The organism is Wenzhouxiangella sp. XN201 (assembly GCF_011008905.1).
In the GTDB taxonomy this organism is placed as follows: Bacteria; Pseudomonadota; Gammaproteobacteria; order Xanthomonadales; family Wenzhouxiangellaceae; genus Wenzhouxiangella.
This window is the reverse complement of the sequence record NZ_JAAIVI010000019.1, coordinates 44,904-61,324: the sequence shown is the minus strand read 5'-3', so window position 1 is coordinate 61,324 and position 16,421 is coordinate 44,904. Positions and strand designations below refer to the sequence as shown.

The following is a 16,421-nucleotide window of genomic DNA, read 5'->3' as shown; positions in this document are numbered from 1 at the left end:
AGTCTGCTTTATCAGGTGGGGCGGCGTGAACGAAACGTCAAGGCGACCCGCCGCGCGACAGAGAAATGGACACCTGGGGCGGCTAACATGTATGCATGAATCGGGCGTTTTTCGAAAGCCTTCCATTCCCCGGCCTGCTGGCCGACGTGGTGCTGGTCATCCACGCGCTGTTCGTGGCCTTTGTCATCGGCGGGCAGCTGGCCGTGCTGATCGGCTGGGTGCGTGGCTGGGACTGGGTGCGCAACCTGTGGTTTCGGGGCATCCACCTGGTGCTCATCGTCTACATCGTTGTCCAGACCTGGCTCGGAAAGCTTTGTCCGCTAACCGTCTGGGAGGGGGAGTTGCGGCGGGCGGCCGGGCAGACCTATCACGACCAGGGCTTTATCGGCTACTGGCTGGGCGAGTTGCTGTATCTCGACCTGCCCTGGTGGGTGTTTATCGTGGTCTATACGGCCTTCGGCACGCTGGTGACGTTCAGCTGGGTGCATTTCCCGCCGCGCTGGCGCCGGAAGAATCGGTGATCAACTCAAAAGATCAATCCACGGCCTTCGTGGCCTGCCAGGCAACTGCCCGCCACTGGTCCGAGTCGAGCCGGAACACGCCGGTATTGAAATAGCGGGTTTCCTCGTCGCCGTCGGTGCTCGCCACCAGCGTGAAGGTGATCACCGCGGTATCGCCGAAGACCCGGGTTTCGACCGCCCGAGCTGAATAGGTCGGGCCGGCCTGCTCCGGCTCCGCCGGCGCCTCGGCCAGACCCTGCATGATTTCGGCCTTGCCGAAACGCTTGCCGGACGAACTGGTGTAGACCAGATCCTCGGACCAGAAGCGATCGTGCATTTCCGCGTCGTTGGCCGAGGCCCCGGCCATGAATTCATCGAGCAGCTGGCGCAGCTCGCCCTCGGCATCGGTGTCCTGGGCGGCGGCGGTTGTGGCCAGCAGTGCGAACAGTGCGGCTATGAGACGATTCATGAGGTTTGGGCCTGGTGGAATATGCGTTAGCATCTTAGCCGCCTTTCCAACGCCTTGCACCATGCCGCCCCGGTTGGCCGACTACTCGCCGGTCGATGTCCCCGTCCAGTGGCTGGCGATTCGCCAGGCGCCCAGATAGCAGACCGCGCTTGCAGCGACCGTGGCCGGCTGGCCGAAATGCACGGAGGTCAGCGGAGCAAGCGAGGCGGCGGCGACTGAGGCAAACGCGTTGATGCCCCAGCCCCAGGGCATCCAGCGCGGCTGGTCCGACAGCTGACCCAGGGCCCATGGCAGCGGCCGGCCCATGGCCCAGGTCAGTGGCGCCATCGCGGCGACCAGCACGGCCACCCGCCAGCCGATCGGTAACGCCAGCAGCTCGTCCATGGCCAGCCACAGTACGCCAATGGTCGCCAGGCCACCGATGGCCAGCGCCCCAAATATGCGGGGCACGGCTGGGGCCTTGGGCGCCATGGCGCTGCCGACACCGGCGCCGATCAGAAACACGGCAAAGACCACCGAGGCGGCCAGCACTGGCCGGTCCAGGTAGAGCACGGTGCGCTGGAAGACGGCCATCTCGATCAGCATGAAGCCCAGTCCCAGGGCGAGAAAGTAGCCGGCGACCGAAAGTCGGCGCAGCGGTGGCCGCAACGCCGGCATGCGGCCGAGCGGGGCCAGGATCAGCATCAGCCCGAGTACGGTGACCACCGCCATCGACACCACCGACATCACCAGCGTCCAGTCAAGCAGGCTGGCGGCGCGCTGACCGAGACGATCGAACAGGGTCGGCAGCGTGCTCCAGCGCATGGCGCGCCAGAAATACGGCCGGTCGAGACTGGCCGCATCGGTTTCGAACCAGCGCGCGGTCTCCGGCAATTGGCGTCCGGCAAACAGAGCGGCGGCCGCCTCGTGAAACACCGGTTCGTCGAGCACGTGGTTTCGATTGGCCTGGTCGGCCGTCATGCCCGGCAGCCACACGCGGTCGAAGCCCCAGCGTTCGGCAAACTGCCCAATCCGGTCGATGTCGGCCATCGCCAGAGGCTCGGCAGCAACCAGCACGACCATCGCCTGCATCGAACGCAGCGCGGCCACGTGCGCGCCGGGTTGTTCGATACCGCGCGCCTGGAGCGCGGCATGAACCGTGGCCAGCAGACGCGGCCCGTGGCGCGGCGGATAGCTGATCTCCACGGGCAGGCTCAGCAGCCCGCCCGGTTCGAGCCGGTCGAGCGCCAGCGACAGGCCCTGGCGGGTCATCAGCGCATCCTCGCTGGCGGCATCGCCGGCGCCGAAAGCACCGTCGAAGCTGATCAACGCAAACGTCCGCTCCGACGTGGCCAGGAAACGGAATGCGCCGTCGGTCACCGCCCGAAAGTCCATTCCCCGTGACCCCGCCCGGTCGGTCAGCCGCCGGTCCGGTTCCAGCCACAAGAGTTCGCGGCCGGCCGCGACAAGCGGCATCGACCACACCGAACTGCCCACGGCCAGCACGCGGCCATGCTCGCGCAGGTCCAAGGGGAGGCCGGCCAGTGAAGCTTGCCCGAAGGAAGGCGATTCACCGGCCTGCCGGGCCAGGGGTACCACCCGGTCGCTGCCGATAACCGCGGCATCGCTTACCGGCACCTCGCCGGTGAAGTTCAGGCTCAGGCCCGGGGCGAAGCGCAGGCTGGGTGCACGCACCACGCTCAGCCGGCCCGACAGACCGGGTTCGACCGATACCACTTCCGAGTCCGGCAGATCGGTCAGCCGCGCCAGCGCCTTGAAGTCGGATACCTGCGGGTCGGGGGGGTCGTGGACCATCCAGCCGGCCGTCAGCAGCAGCGCCAGCGCCGCCACCGTGGCCGGGATCATGCGTCGCACCACCGCCAGCATGCCGGCGGCGGCGACCAGTACCACGGCCACCATGGCCAGCGCCGCCTCGGGCGAGAACCAGGCCAGCAGGCCGCTGGCGGCCACCGAACCGAACCCCGAGCCGAACAGGTTGGCGCTATAGAGTTGTGCGGGATGCGCCGGCCAGCGCGGAAACACCTGCCCGATGGCCAGTCCAGCGCCGAAGAACGGCAGGAAGGCGGCCAGGTCCACAGCCAGGATCCGCGCCAGCTCGCCCATGTCCCAGACCGCGAACACCGGCCGCAAGGCGATCTGCGAGTTCAGCCACAGAACGAACAGGAACCCGGCCGCGGCGATCAGCATGCCCCCGGCAAACCAGCGATCACCCGCGGCGACGGCGCGCTCGCCGAGCAGCGTGAGCACCGTGCCGGCGCTGCCCAGCCCCAGCAGGGCCAGCGCAATCGACAGCCCGGCAAAATGATGCCAGTGGCTGAATTCGAACAGCCTCAGCAGAATGACCTCGAAGGCCAGCACCGAGCCCGCCAGCGCGCCCAGCGCGATCAGGTCGAGCGCGCGGGGTCTGGCGGTGTCACGCACGGCGGTGGTCAGTGGTCGCCGGTGAGGGGAACGAACACCACCGCCATCAGGTTGCGCGAACGCGCCTCACCGTCCTCGGTCTTTTCGACCCGGAGCAGGTTTTGCGTCCAGCCGGCGCGGCCGACCGGAATAACCATGCGCCGCTTCGGCTTGAGCTGCTCGACCAGCGGCGGCGGCACGTGTTCGGCCGCAGCGGTGACGATAATGGCGTCATACGGGCCTTTTTCGGGGTAGCCGTAATAGCCGTCGCCGTGGATGACGGTGACATTTCCGAAGTCCAGCCGCTCGAGCTGCGCTGCGGCCCTGCGTGCCAGTGCGCCGATGATCTCGATCGAGACCACCTCCACCCCCATGGCTGCCAGCACCGCTGCCTGGTAGCCGGAGCCGGTGCCCACCTCAAGCACGCGATCCCCGCGTTCGACATCGAGCTCCTCGGACATGAAGCCGACGATATAGGGTTGGGAGATGGTTTGGCCGTGGCCGATCGGCAGCGGCCGGTCGCCGTAGGCGCCCGGCTTCTGTTCGTCCGGCACGAAGGCGTGGCGCGGCACCTTGTGCATGGCCTCGAGCACGCGCTCGTCGCTGACGCCGCGCCCGGCGATCTGCACCTCGACCATGCGTGCGCGCTCGTCGGCGCGGTCATCGGTGAATGAGGCCGGCGCCGAACCACCGCCTTCGAGCAGCAGCTTGGTGTCGGGTGGCTCCGCCGCCGCATTGAACACCAGAGCGCCGGCGGCTATTGCAATCCAGGACAGACGTTTCATCATCGAAGCCTCCGTCGAATCCAGCCCCATCATATAGGCTTCCGGATCGTCGCCGCCCGGACCAGCCAGTGCCCCGGCAGATAGACCAGCAGCGCGGTGGCGATGCATAGGCACACCAGGTAGACCGGGTCGGGCAGCCACACCTGTTCGATGCCTAAGGGTGCCTGCGTGAAATTGAGGTTGCGCTCGGGGTTGCCGAACCACCAGCTGCCGACGATCGCCGCCGTTCCGATCAGGCACTGCAACCACGGGCCGCGGGGATCGTAGCCGATGCGCTCGCTCCGGCACAGCCACAGAACGAACAGCGGCAGCCACATGTGGTAGGTCGATGTCGCGCGCAGGATCAGCGGCAGTTCATCGTTGAACATGTAGGCGGTGGCGCCAGTCGGGCTCTCGCCCAGGACCAGCCCCGCGGCGAAGTCGAGCGTCCAGAAAAGGCCTACCAGCACCACCGTGCCGGCCTGGCTCGAGAGCAGCAGGGGGAGGGGTCGCCACACACACCAGAGCACGATGAACTGGGCCACGTTGCACAGCCACCAGAAGTTCTGCGTGCTGCCGTACAGGATGACGATCGACAGCCAGACGGCCATCCACACAGTAAAGAACAGACGCGCCGGCAGCGGCACGTTGGGTGCTTGTCGGAAGATCGGCCGGTTTGCAGCCATTCTTCCAATGTACAGCAAGGGCTACCGGGCGATGACTGTCGTCCCGGCCGGAGCGATAGCGAAGAGCCGGGACCTCCCACGCATCATTCCGGCACGGCACAACTGACTGCCGCCTGAAAGTTGCGAGGCCCCGGATAATCGCTGCGCGATTTCCGGGGCGACAGGGGGGCGTTCCGGGGCGACGGGGCCGAGTCATCCCGGCCCTGAGCCGGGATCTCGCACGGTCGGCGTAGCACGTCCGGGCGCCATGCCCGCCACGCCTAGCGCAGACCTTTCAACACTTCGGCCAGGGCCCTCAGTCGCTTGCGGGTGGCGCCTTCGTGCTCGCTGGACTGCTCACCGAAGGACTCGGAAAGGGCCTTGAGGGTTTCGACATCGCCGTTGCCGGCCTCGACGGCCGTCAGCGCCTGGTCGAGTCGCGCGCGCTCCGTTTGGTCGAGGGCGCCGTCTCGCGCGAGCTGGTCGGAATAGGCGCGGGCCACCACCGGCTCGTTCGGCCAGCTCAGGCGCGTCTGGGTCTGGGGATTGAACAGGTCGCCGCCGTTGGCAAGTTTCGCGGCGGCGATCTCGTTTTCGCTCAGGTGTTCGCTCGGCTTGAGCGCAAACACGTCCAGGCCGCGGGCGATTTCGGTGCCGTAGATCAGCCCGTTGTACCAGTAGGTCGACCAGTAGCCACCCATCACCAGGTCGTCGCCGTCGATCGGGCCGCGGTCGAAGAAAGCGATCTCGAACGGATCGTTGGAGTCGGTGAAGTCGACCACCGACAGGCCACCCTGGTACCAGGCCTGGGCGAAGAGATCGCGCCCGGGCACCGGGATGATCGAACCGTTGTGGGCGACACAGTTTTCCTGCTCGGTCTGCGGTGCCGGCATCTTGAAATAGGCGCCGTTGACCAGCTCGCCGTCGACGATGTCGTAAAAGGCGTCGGCGCCCCAGTCGAGCGGGTCGGAGGCACGGCAGCGCGGCCGGCTGCCGCCGCCCCATTCGTCGGTGAACAGCACCTTGGTGCCGTCGTTGTTGAAGGTGGCTGAATGCCAGTAGGCGAAGCCGGGATCGACCACCTCGTCGATGCGCTGCGGGTTGTAGGGGTCGGAGATGTCGAACAGGATGCCGTTGCCCGAACAGGCGCCGGCAGCCAGGTTCTTTTCCGGAAACACCGTGATGTCGTGGCAGTGGTCGGTGCGGTTGGTGTCCTGCGTGTCGTCGCCGTGATCGCCGCCGGCCCACAGCCCGGCCAGGTTGCCGGACTCGGGATCGGCGAACACCGCCGGACTGTCGACGATGCGCGCATCCTGCGGGCGGTCGACCGGGATTTCGATGATGTCGATACGGAACAGCGCGGTGCGATCATCGCCATAGCGGCGGGTGTCGACGCAGCCTTCCATTTCCTCTTCCTCACGCACCGGGGACGTGCCGGAGTTGTAGACGATCAGCTTGCCGTCCGGCTCGGGGCCGGTCACGAGGGTGTGGGTGTGCGAACCGCGGCAGGTCTGCACGGCGCCGACCTGGACCGGGTTGGTCAGGTCGGAAATGTCGAAGATGCGCAGGCCCCGGAAGCGATCCTCGCTCACCTTGCCAGCCGTACCCATCAGGCCGCAGTCGAGTCGCGCGCGGTTTTCCTGTACCGACATGATCAGCAAGTCGCCGGCGATGGAAACGTCGCCCTGGCCGCCCGGGCAGACGATGGAACTCATCAGTTCAGGCACCTGGCCGCTGATGTCGTAGACGTTGAAGCCGTGGTAATTGCCGGTCACCAGCACCTGGTCGGTGAAGGCCATATCGGTGTTGGAGAAACTCAAAAGGGCCGGGCGCGGCTCGTCATCGCCCTGGCGCACGTCGTCGTCAGCCGCTTCGGGGTCGCCTTCCTCATCGGCCTCATCCGCAGCTTCCTCGTCGTCGCCCTCTTCGTCATCCTCGTCATCGCGCTCGATCGGCAGGCCGGCGGGATTTTCGGGATCGAAGAAACCGTCCGGCTTGGGCAATGCGGCGACCAGTTCAAGGTTCTCGATCGCCTCGCCGGCATCACGGAAGCCGGCCGCCAGGCCCACGCGCGGGTCGGGCGAGAAGCCGGCCAGCATGGCCGTCATGCGCTCGATTTCGGCTTCCTGGTCATTGGTGACATCGGTGGTGAACTCGTAGAGCACCGGATCCTGGGCCGAGCCGCTGGTGTCGAGCAATTCGTCGACCATCGTCAGCGCGCCCTTGTGGTGCTCGATCATCAGTTGCAGGAAGAGTGCGTCGAAGTCCGGCCCGCTGGCGGCTTCCAGATCGGCCATCTGCTCGGGGCTGGCCATGCCGGCCATGTCGTGATGGGTGTGCATGGCCTGGTGATCGGCCGGATCCGGGACTTCCTCACCATGATCGCGCAGCCATTCCTGCATGAAGGCAATCTCGTCTTCCTGCGAGGCGGCGATACGCTCGGCCAGCTCGGTCATCTCGTTACGCCCGGTGCGCTCGGCCACCAGGGCGGACATCACCAGGGCCTGGTGATGGTGCGGAATCATGTCCGTCATGAAGGTCACGTCGGCTTCCGAGTAGCCGATGCCGGCCAGCTCGGTGGCCTCCTCGGCGCTGATCGTGCGACTGGCCTCGCCCGGCTTGCCGGGCTGGATGATGGGTGTCTGGGCAAGCGCCATGTGCACCAGGCCGCCGGCCAGGGCCAGCGCCATCAAGGGGCGGAAAACCTTTGAAACTGCAGACATCGATGTTTCCTGAAGCTGGGAGGAGCCGCAGAATCTAGCAGATTCGGGGTGATCAGGCGCGCAGAACCCGAAGATTGTCCCTCCCTGATCCCGGCCCGTCCCAAGATCCTGTCGTCCCGGCCCCCGGATCAGGTCCGGGGCAGGCTTTGAGCCGGGACCTCGCACGCTGGAACCCCGCACGGCATGGCGAACTACTTGAAAATCGGTATACTCGGGCCAGGGAACCTTGGAGGGAATACCATGAAAATAAACACGTTGAATACTTTTTTGGGAGTGATCGCAATCGTATTCGGTCTCGCATCCGCCGGCCTCGTTTCGGCGGCAAGCGACACCGCCGATTCTGATCAGGCCGAATCCGCTGTGATGAGCGCTGAATCGAGCTCCGAGAGCGCCAGCAGTTCCGACAGCTCGGAATCGGCGTCTCAGACGAACGAGGGACAAACGAGTTCCGGCCGCTCGGGGCGGCCGGCCGACGACAGTTCTGATCTGGAAACCATTGTCGTCACCGCCACCAAGCGCGAGCAATCGCTGCAGGATGTGCCGTTTTCGATCAATGCCCAGAGCCAGGCCGACATCGAACGTACCGGCGCGGACTCGATCGAGGAACTCTCGCGCAACGTCGCCGGCCTGACCATTCAGAACCTCGGCCCGGGACAGAGCCAGGTCGCGATTCGCGGCGTGTCGGCCGGTCAGATCGTGCGCGACCAGCCCGGCGTCAAGGAACAGGTCGGTGTCTACCTCGATGAATCGGTCATTTCGCTGTCACTGTTTACCCCCGACCTGGACCTGTTCGATCTCAACCGCGTGGAAACGCTGCGTGGGCCGCAGGGGACGCTGTTCGGCTCGGGATCGATCGGCGGCACCATCCGCTACATCACCAACCAGCCCAACCTTGCCCAGCACGAAGCGGCCTTCGAAGCTGAATTCAACTCGATTGACGAGGGTGGCCAGGGTGGTCATCTCAAGGGCATGGTCAATGTCCCGTTCGGCAATGGCAACGGTGCATTCCGGCTGGTGGGTTATCACACCGAATACGGCGGCTACATCGACGCCCTGCGTGAGGGCGGCCGGGTCGACAACGACGTCAACAGCGGAAGCCGCAGCGGCATTCGCGCAGCCCTGACCTATGAGCCGACCGACAACATTTCGCTCACGCCCCGCCTCATTTACCAGGAGATCGAAACCGACGGTTTCAATCGCCAGGAAGTGTTCAACCTGTATGCCAACCCGTACACCACCGAGCGGCCGGCGGTTACTTTCGATGAGCGCGAACAGTTCCTGCTGCTCGATGAAGAGTTCGGGGACGAGTTCATGCTGGCCGACCTGACCGCGACAGTCGGCTTCGACGGCTTTGACCTGACCTCGGTGACCAGCATTACCGAGCGCGACATTCTCGTCAGCCGTGACGCCAGTGCCCTGTCCGGTAGTGTTTCGGTCGACCTGGGCTATCCCGACGAAGCCGTGATGCTGCCTTCGAACCTGCGCGATACCACCGACGTCGAGCAGTTCACCCAGGAGGTCCGCCTTTCGTCCAACGGCGAAGGCGTGTTCGACTGGTTGGTCGGCGCGTTCTATTCCGATACCGAACGCGTGTATGCCCAGCGCCTGCCCACGCCCGGTTACGACGCCTTCACCGATGCCGTACTGGGCGCAGGTACGTCGGCGGCCGTTGCCAACGGCTTCCCGGCCGATTCTCCGTTCAACTCGGATCTGCCCTATGACATCGAGCAGCTCGCGATCTTCGGCGAGGCCAGCTGGTATGTCACCGATCGGCTGACGCTGACGGCCGGCGGTCGTTACTACGACTTCGAGGAAGTCCGCACGATCACCACCGGCGGCCTGTTCGCCGCCGGCGACACCGCAGTGGTCGACGAGACCTCGTCGGACGGTTTCACGCCGCGGGTAATCGCCGACTACAAGTTCAACGACTTCATGTCGGTCAATGCCCAGGTTTCCCAGGGTTTCCGTCTGGGCGGGGTCAACGACCCGCTCAACGTCACCCTGTGTACCCCCGAAGACCTCGAGATCTTCGGCGACTTCCAGGACTATGACGACGAGACCCTGTGGAACTACGAGCTCGGCTTCAAGGCGCAGACGAGGAACGTCACCTTCAATGCCGCCGTGTTCCATGCCGACATCGATGACTTGCAGGTCACGCTGGATGCCGGATCGTGCTCCTCGCGCATTTCCTTCAACGTGCCCAGCGCGCACTCGACCGGTGTCGAGGCCGAGTTGAACTGGGAGCCGATCGACCGGCTCTTCCTGTCGTTCGCCGGCAGCGTGGTCGAAGCCGAGTTCGATTCCACCGTGTTCGACGCCGACGGCAACGTGCTCGGCGGCGTTCAGGACGGCAACCGCCTGCCCACCGTGCCCGAAGAGCAGGCTTCGCTCAGCGGGTCCTACACCTTCCCGGTAGGTTGGGCCGGTTCCGCGGCCGAAGGTTTTGTCACCGCTGCCTGGCAGTACATCGGCTCTCGCTACACCCAGCCGGGCGACCAGGTGCCGGGTGCGGGCGACTTCGCGCACGGCTTGCCGTTTGCCGGCATGACCGGCGCCGAAGTGACCTCGCTCGATCTCGAGCTGCCGGCCTACGACATCGCCTATCTCAGCGGCGGCATCGACTTCGGCGACTACACCGTCACGCTGTTCGTCGACAACGTGTTCGATGAAAACGCGCTGCTGTCGTTCGACCGCGAGCGCGGCGGTCGCGCCCGCCTGGGCTTCCGAACCAACCAGCCGCGCACCTACGGCATCAACTTCCGCGCGCGTTTCTAACGACAACCAATACCTCGCCCCTGCACTACCCGGCGGCCGCGTTCCCTTCCAGGGACGCGGCCGCCGCTTTATTAGCCACCCAAGATGACACTGAAATGTCGTCCCGGCCCCAGAGCCGGGACCTCACACACTGGATATCACTACGGCACCCATGTGTCGTCCCGGCCTCCGAGCCGGGACCTCCCACGCCGAGTCTGGGCACGGCCCGGCTGAGTGCCCGCCTCACCGTGCGAGATCCCGGCTCGGCGCTGACGCGCCGTCCGGGATGACAATGGCGCTGTCGCCCCGGCCCGCCCAAGTGCTGTAATACATTTGTTATACTGCCCGAAACAACCATTCCCGAGCCGCCCCATGACCCGCAAGCTCAAAGTCTCCGCCATCGGCAATTCCACCGGCGTCATCCTGCCCAAGGACGTGCTCGAGCGCCTGCGCGTGGGCCGCGGCGACGAGCTGATGGTGCGCGAAACGCCCGACGGTATCGTGCTCAGCCCCTACGACCCCGAGCTGGCCCGGCAGATGGATGTGGCCGAGAAGATCATGCGCAAGCGTCGCAACCTGCTCAAAAAGCTGGCGGAATAGGTCATGAGCGATCCGGTCTGGCTTTCAACCGAGTTGATCGAGGCAGTCCACGAGCGCCAGTTGATCGAGCATGGGGGCGGCTCCGGTGTGCGGGACCGAGGCATGCTGGAGCCGGCACTGGCGCGTCCGCAACAGAGGCACGTTTACGGTGAAGATGTCGACATGATCTCGTTGGCTGCAGCGTATGCGTTCGGCTTGAGCCGCAACCACCCGTTCGTGGATGGCAACAAGCGAACGGCTGCCGTGGCCTGTGAACTCTTTCTGGAACTCAACGGCTATCAGCTCGTTGCCGATGACAGCGACCTCTATCCTGTTTTCATGGCGCTCGCTGCCGATGAATTGGACGAGGCGGCCTTGACCGAGTGGTTGCGCGGCCACGCCCGCCCCGAACAGGTCAGCGAAACGACTGAAACCTACGCCTGATACCGCGGCGATTCATTCCCCGTTTGCGTCGGCCTGCCGGTCGAAGCGCGACAGCGCGAAGGCCGGCTCGGCCTGCTCGCCTCGCAGCACGGACTCGGCCACCAGCTCGCCCAGCGCCGGGCCGTGCTTGAAGCCATGGCCCGAGCCGCCGCCGACCAGCCACAGGTTGGCGGCTTCGGGATGGCGGTCGAGGATGAAATCGCCATCGGGGGTGTTGGTGTACTGGCAGAAGCGCGCCCCTTCGAGCGCGGCATCGCCCATTGCCGGAAAGCGCCGGCGCATGAATTCGCGCGCCATTTCGACGTGCGCGTGATCGACCTGGCGGTCGCGGTCTTGCGGCTCGACCGGCTCGCCGCGGGTATCGTCGGCCACCTTGAAGCCCCAGCGTCGATTGCCGGGTATGCCGTACCACAGGCGCTCGCCGAAATCGGCCCAGACCGGCAGCTCGTTCTCGGAATGGCCGGGCCCGTCGGTCGGCGGCGAAAAATAGTAGATGTCCTGGCGCGAGGTCTCGAGCACCGGGCCGAGCACTTCGGAAAACAACTCGGGCAGCCAGGGACCGCAGGCGAACACGAAATCGTCGGCGCGAACTTCGCTGCCGTCGGGCAGACGGGCCGATTCGAGACGCCCGGAACGCATCGTGCCTGGCTTGGCCTGGCCGGCAACGACCCGACCGCCGGCGCGCTGCAGCGCGGCATACACCGCCTCGCAGGCACGGCGGGCCATCAGATAGCCGGCTTGGGGCTCGTAGATCGCCTCGTCGAGGCCGTCGACACCGATCTGCGGCCAGCGGGCCGCGATCTCCTCGGGCCCGAGACGCTCATGCTCGATACCCACTTCCGACAGCGCCGGTTTGCCGGCCTCGAAGAATCCGGCCCCGGCCGGCTGGCGCATGAACAGCACGCCAATCGGGTGCAGCAGGCGCTTGTGCCACTCGCGATCGGCCTGGCGGTATAGCGCCAACGAACGCTCGACCATGCGTACGTATAGCGGATTGGTGTACATGTGCCGGATCACCCGTGAGTCGCCCCCGGAACTCGACATGAAATGCCCGGGCGAGAAGCGTTCGATGAGCGTGACCTGCGCCCCCGACTGGGCCAGGCGCAGGGCCGTCCAGCCGCCGAAAGCACCGGCGCCGACCACCACCACCCGGCGGCCGTTATCGGGCCTCGACTCGGCCGCCTGAAGTCCGGCCAGCGGCCAGACCAGCGGCGCGGCCAAAAGGCCCTGGAGAAGTTGACGTCGCTTCATGGCTGAATCCCGTGATCTTCCTACGGCAACTTTGTCCCGGCCTCGCGTCGAGGTCAAGGCATAGCGAACTGCAGGGTGGAAGCATCCGACCGATCGGAGCATAATCGGCCAACGACCGGCGGAGGCTCTGTTGCAATGGATCCGACCCACGAACTGCTGGTGGTTGATGACGACCCGGTCATCCGGCAGCTGATGTGCGACGTTTTCGAGAGTCATGGCAATAGTCACGACTACCACGTCCAGGTAACCGACAGCGCGCAGTCGGCGCGCAGTCAGCTCGACGCTGCCATCCCCGACCTGGTCATCCTGGACATCGGCCTGCCGGGCGAGGACGGGCTGAGCCTGGCGCGTTTCATCCGCGAACACCACGACATCCCGATCATCATCGTCTCGGGCGCCGGTGAGCCCATCGACCGGATCCTCGGTCTCGAGATCGGCGCCGACGATTACCTGGTCAAGCCGTTCGAGCCGCGTGAGCTGCTCGCGCGGGTGCGCAGTGTCCTTCGACGCTACCGCAAGAACGGCCAGCAAGCCCCGGCGGCATCCGCGACCAGCAGCATCGGTCCGCTCAGGCTCGATCGTGAAGGTCGCCGGCTGACGGCCGAAGACGGTACCGACATCGAATTGACGCGCATGGAATTCGATCTGCTGCTCGCGCTGGTCGATCATGCCGGCCGGGTGTTGTCGAGAGACCAGCTGCTCAACATGACCCAGAACCGCGAGTGGGACCCGTTCGATCGCAGTATCGATATCCGCATCGCGAGGCTTCGGCGCAAACTCGGCGCCCACCCCGGCTGCGACGACCTGATCCGGACCGTGCGTGGTGTGGGCTATACCTTCACACCCCGCAAACCCTGATGTTTCCATTCCGTTTCAATTGTTGCCGCCTGGTTTCACGGCCTTTCCGCCGCGCTTCAGCGGGAATAGACTCCGGGCATGAAGCGCCATTCGCCGGCTGAAGCAGTCCCCGCGACCGACTCCGATTCCGGAGTCCTGCAGTGCGCGCAGTTCCGCCAGCTACTCGACAATAGTTCGGTCATCACCGCGGTCAAGGATCTCGACGGTCGCTACATCCACGTCAACCGGCCGTTCGTCGAGTTGCTCGGTGGCACGGCGGCAGACTACCTGGGCAAGAGCGACTCGGACCTCTTTCCGGGCTTTCTAAGCCGGCAGCTTCAGGCCAACGACGCCGAGGTCCTGAGCCTGGGCGCCGGAAAGACGTTTGAAGAAGAGTTCGTGCTCGACGCGCGCCAGCGCACCTTCAGTACCCGCAAGTTCCCGCTCTTCGGCACCGATGGACAGGTGGCCGGCGTGTGCCTGATGGCCACCGACGTGACGGCACAGCGCCGAACCGAATTTGCACTCGAGCGTATTGCCCTGAGCGTCTCCTCAGCCACCGGGCCGGAAGTGTTCGATCTGATCGTCGCCAACCTCGCCGATGCACTTGGGGTGCAATTCGCCTTCATCGCCCGGATCGTCGAGCGCGAGCCCGAAACCCTGCGGGCACTCAGCGCCTGGTACAACGGGGACTTCGTCGAACCCCCCTGCTACACCAGCGCGGGAACGCCTTGCGCCGATGCCCTCGCGGAAGGCTTCACCTTCATTTCAGACGTGCTCGGGCAGACCCATCCCAGCGATGCAATGCTGGCCGAGTTCAAGTTCACGAGCTATGCCGGATTCCCCCTGACCGGTCCGGGCGGCGAGTCGGTGGGTGTGCTGTCGGTCTGCCATTGCGGTGCGTTGCCCGACGCCAGCCTGGTCGAGCACTTGCTCCGCATATTCTCGGTGCGGGCGAGTGCGGAACTGCAGCGGGCCGAGACCGAGTCCGCCCTGCGTGCTTCCGAGGCCAGCTATCGCACGATGTTCGAGTCCGCCGAGGATCCGATCCTGGTTCACGACATGCACACCGGCGCGATTGTCGACATGAACCGCAAGGCCTGCGAGACCTTCGGCTACACGCGCGATGAAATGTTGCAGATTAGCTGCGGCCACCTGAGCTCCGGTATTCCGCCCTATACGAGCGAAGCGGCCGCGGCGCTGCTTCGCAAGGCGGCGGAAGGAGAGCCGCAACGTGTCGAGTGGCAGATGCGAAACCGCGACGGCAGTGTCCACTGGGACGAGGTCACGCTCAACCGGGTCACGCTCTCCGGCGTCGACCGCATCCTGGCAGTGACCCGGGACGTGACCGACCGCCGCCAGCGCGAGGCCGACTTGCGCCGCAGTGAACGCCGATTGCGGGCCACCATCGAAGCGTCGCTCGACGCGATCATCGTGATGGATACGACCGGCCGCGTCCTCGGCGTCAATCCCGCGGCGGTCGACTGTTTCGGCTGGCAGCCCGACGAGATCAACGGCCAGATGCTGGCCGAGCTGATCATTCCCGAACGCTACCGGGAAGACTACCGAAAAGCCCTGGAACAGCATCTGCGCACCGGCAACAGCGAGCTGTTCGGCCGTCGCTCGGAAATCCGGGCGCTGCGACGCGACGGCAGCGAATTTCCGGTCGAGCTGGCCGTGGCCGTGGCGCCGGGGCGCGACGGCAACATCTTCGTCGGCTACCTGCGCGACATCAGCGAGCGCCAGGCCTCGGAACGGCGCCGCATCCAGCTCGAAGCACAGCTGCGTCAGGCGCAGAAAATGGAAGCCATCGGCCACCTGGCGGGCGGCATTGCGCACGATTTCAACAATGTCCTGACCGGCGCCCTGGGCTACCTGGGGCTGGCCCGCGCCGCGCTTGCCGAACCCGAAGCAGGCGGCAAGGACCCCGACCGCCTCGATCGCTACCTGGTGCAGGCGACCGAGTCGGCTTCGCGCGCGGCCGACCTCGTGCGGCAGCTGCTCACCTTCAGCCGCGGTGGCATGGGCAACCCGGAGCCGCTCGACCTGGCCCGCGTCGTGCGCAACGGCGCGACCCTGCTGCACTCCACCATTCCCAGCAGTGTCGAAATCGACTATCAGCTCGAGGAATCCGTGCCGCGCGTCTTCCTCGATCCGGTCCAGGCCGAACAGGTCCTGCTGAACCTGTGTATCAATGCCCGCGACGCGATGGACGGACGCGGCCGCATCCTGATCGGGCTTGCCTCGCGCACCGTCGAAGGGCACAGCTGCGACGCCTGCCATGAAGCGGTCGAGGGTGAATTCGTCGAACTCAGCATCCGCGATTCCGGCGCCGGCATTGCCGAAGACCTGCGGGACCGGGTTTTCGAACCGTTCTTCTCGACCAAGCCGACCGGTCGCGGCAGCGGCATGGGCCTGGCGATCGTCCACGGCATCGTCCACGAACACGGCGGACATATCGACCTCGTCATCGAGCCCGGCCGGGGCACGACCTTCAACATCCTGCTGCCCGTCCACCAGGCGACCGCGGCCGAGCCCGCCGCAGTGCCGCCGCCGGATCTTGCCGCAGCGGGGCAACTGAGGGGCCGGGTGCTGGTGGTCGACGACCAGGCATCCGTGGGTCGTTTCATGGTCGACCAGCTCGAAACCTTCGGACTCGAGGCGATGCATTGCCCGTCGCCGGCCGAGGCGCTGGGCATGCTCGATGGCCCCGAGTTGCCTGCCGACCTGGTGATCGTCGACTACACCATGCCGGAAATGAATGGCCTGGAGTTCATCGAGGGGCTGCGCAAGCGCCAGCCCAGGCTACCCGCGCTGCTCTACAGCGGCTATCTCGAACAGGTTCCCGAAGACACGCTGGCCCGGCTCGACCTGCCGCCGCCGCTGGAAAAACCCATCAACACCGTCGAGCTGTTCCGCGCACTCCGGCGCCTGTTGCCGAACTGATACAAACCTGCTGCATTCCGAAACCGTTGTGACATCCGACGGTTTCCTTCGACCCCCATGCTGGAATCCTCGAACCCATAGCGGCCAAG

At 65.7% G+C, this 16,421-nt stretch carries 12 protein-coding genes; 6 read left to right on the top strand and 6 right to left on the bottom strand.

Annotated elements, in window-relative coordinates; translation table 11 throughout:
* Nucleotides 1-95 precede the first annotated feature (95 nt).
* Nucleotides 96-521: a DUF2784 domain-containing protein gene (locus tag G4Y73_RS09140; RefSeq protein ID WP_164231332.1), complete on the top strand. Its 426-nt coding sequence runs from the start codon at nt 96-98 to the stop codon at nt 519-521.
* Between the two features lie 13 nt (nt 522-534).
* Here the strand turns inward: G4Y73_RS09140 and G4Y73_RS09135 are convergent, their stop codons facing one another.
* The 5 genes from G4Y73_RS09135 to G4Y73_RS09115 all read right to left on the bottom strand — a co-directional run bounded on the left by G4Y73_RS09135 (nt 535) and on the right by G4Y73_RS09115 (nt 7,521).
* Nucleotides 535-969 (bottom strand): nuclear transport factor 2 family protein, encoded by a 435-nt coding sequence (locus tag G4Y73_RS09135; RefSeq protein WP_164231331.1) that lies wholly within the window; start codon nt 967-969, stop codon nt 535-537.
* An 81-nt stretch (nt 970-1,050) separates the two neighbouring features.
* Nucleotides 1,051-3,390 (bottom strand): hypothetical protein, encoded by a 2,340-nt coding sequence (locus G4Y73_RS09130; RefSeq protein ID WP_164231330.1) that lies wholly within the window; start codon nt 3,388-3,390, stop codon nt 1,051-1,053.
* Between the two features lie 8 nt (nt 3,391-3,398).
* Nucleotides 3,399-4,157 (bottom strand): protein-L-isoaspartate(D-aspartate) O-methyltransferase, encoded by a 759-nt coding sequence (locus G4Y73_RS09125; RefSeq protein ID WP_164231329.1) that lies wholly within the window; start codon nt 4,155-4,157, stop codon nt 3,399-3,401.
* A gap of 26 nt (nt 4,158-4,183) precedes the next feature.
* On the bottom strand, nt 4,184-4,819 hold the full coding sequence (locus tag G4Y73_RS09120) for a hypothetical protein (protein WP_164231328.1): 636 nt from the start codon (nt 4,817-4,819) through the stop codon (nt 4,184-4,186).
* Nucleotides 4,820-5,079: 260 nt separating this feature from the next.
* Nucleotides 5,080-7,521: a DUF305 domain-containing protein gene (locus G4Y73_RS09115; RefSeq protein ID WP_164231327.1), complete on the bottom strand. Its 2,442-nt coding sequence runs from the start codon at nt 7,519-7,521 to the stop codon at nt 5,080-5,082.
* A gap of 363 nt (nt 7,522-7,884) precedes the next feature.
* Between G4Y73_RS09115 and G4Y73_RS09110 the strand changes: the two genes are divergently transcribed.
* From G4Y73_RS09110 to G4Y73_RS09100, 3 genes are all read left to right on the top strand, one after another.
* On the top strand, nt 7,885-10,296 hold the full coding sequence (locus tag G4Y73_RS09110) for a TonB-dependent receptor (RefSeq protein WP_164231326.1): 2,412 nt from the start codon (nt 7,885-7,887) through the stop codon (nt 10,294-10,296).
* Between the two features lie 351 nt (nt 10,297-10,647).
* Nucleotides 10,648-10,875: an AbrB/MazE/SpoVT family DNA-binding domain-containing protein gene (locus G4Y73_RS09105; RefSeq protein ID WP_164231325.1), complete on the top strand. Its 228-nt coding sequence runs from the start codon at nt 10,648-10,650 to the stop codon at nt 10,873-10,875.
* A 3-nt stretch (nt 10,876-10,878) separates the two neighbouring features.
* A complete protein-coding gene (locus G4Y73_RS09100) occupies nt 10,879-11,298 on the top strand; it encodes a type II toxin-antitoxin system death-on-curing family toxin (protein WP_164231324.1) in 420 nt (139 codons plus the stop codon).
* Nucleotides 11,299-11,310: 12 nt separating this feature from the next.
* Here the strand turns inward: G4Y73_RS09100 and G4Y73_RS09095 are convergent, their stop codons facing one another.
* Nucleotides 11,311-12,549, bottom strand: a complete 1,239-nt coding sequence (locus tag G4Y73_RS09095) for an FAD-dependent oxidoreductase (protein WP_164231323.1) — start codon at nt 12,547-12,549, stop codon at nt 11,311-11,313.
* Nucleotides 12,550-12,684: 135 nt separating this feature from the next.
* Here G4Y73_RS09095 and G4Y73_RS09090 point away from each other — a divergent pair, with 135 nt between their 5' ends.
* A complete protein-coding gene (locus G4Y73_RS09090; protein WP_164231322.1) occupies nt 12,685-13,407 on the top strand; it encodes a response regulator transcription factor in 723 nt (240 codons plus the stop codon).
* A gap of 78 nt (nt 13,408-13,485) precedes the next feature.
* Nucleotides 13,486-16,332: a PAS domain S-box protein gene (locus G4Y73_RS09085; protein ID WP_164231321.1), complete on the top strand. Its 2,847-nt coding sequence runs from the start codon at nt 13,486-13,488 to the stop codon at nt 16,330-16,332.
* Nucleotides 16,333-16,421: the final 89 nt, after the last annotated feature.

Bases quoted from the DNA above. Each gene is read 5' to 3' on its own strand.
- G4Y73_RS09140 (WP_164231332.1), top strand. From the start codon at position 96: ATGAATCGGGCGTTTTTCGAAAGCCTTCCATTCCCCGGCCTGCTGGCC.
- G4Y73_RS09135 (WP_164231331.1), bottom strand. From the start codon at position 969: ATGAATCGTCTCATAGCCGCACTGTTCGCACTGCTGGCCACAACCGCC.
- G4Y73_RS09125 (WP_164231329.1), bottom strand. From the start codon at position 4,157: ATGATGAAACGTCTGTCCTGGATTGCAATAGCCGCCGGCGCTCTGGTG.
- G4Y73_RS09120 (WP_164231328.1), bottom strand. From the start codon at position 4,819: ATGGCTGCAAACCGGCCGATCTTCCGACAAGCACCCAACGTGCCGCTG.
- G4Y73_RS09115 (WP_164231327.1), bottom strand. From the start codon at position 7,521: ATGTCTGCAGTTTCAAAGGTTTTCCGCCCCTTGATGGCGCTGGCCCTG.
- G4Y73_RS09110 (WP_164231326.1), top strand. From the start codon at position 7,885: ATGAGCGCTGAATCGAGCTCCGAGAGCGCCAGCAGTTCCGACAGCTCG.
- G4Y73_RS09105 (WP_164231325.1), top strand. From the start codon at position 10,648: ATGACCCGCAAGCTCAAAGTCTCCGCCATCGGCAATTCCACCGGCGTC.
- G4Y73_RS09100 (WP_164231324.1), top strand. From the start codon at position 10,879: ATGAGCGATCCGGTCTGGCTTTCAACCGAGTTGATCGAGGCAGTCCAC.
- G4Y73_RS09095 (WP_164231323.1), bottom strand. From the start codon at position 12,549: ATGAAGCGACGTCAACTTCTCCAGGGCCTTTTGGCCGCGCCGCTGGTC.
- G4Y73_RS09090 (WP_164231322.1), top strand. From the start codon at position 12,685: ATGGATCCGACCCACGAACTGCTGGTGGTTGATGACGACCCGGTCATC.
- G4Y73_RS09085 (WP_164231321.1), top strand. From the start codon at position 13,486: ATGAAGCGCCATTCGCCGGCTGAAGCAGTCCCCGCGACCGACTCCGAT.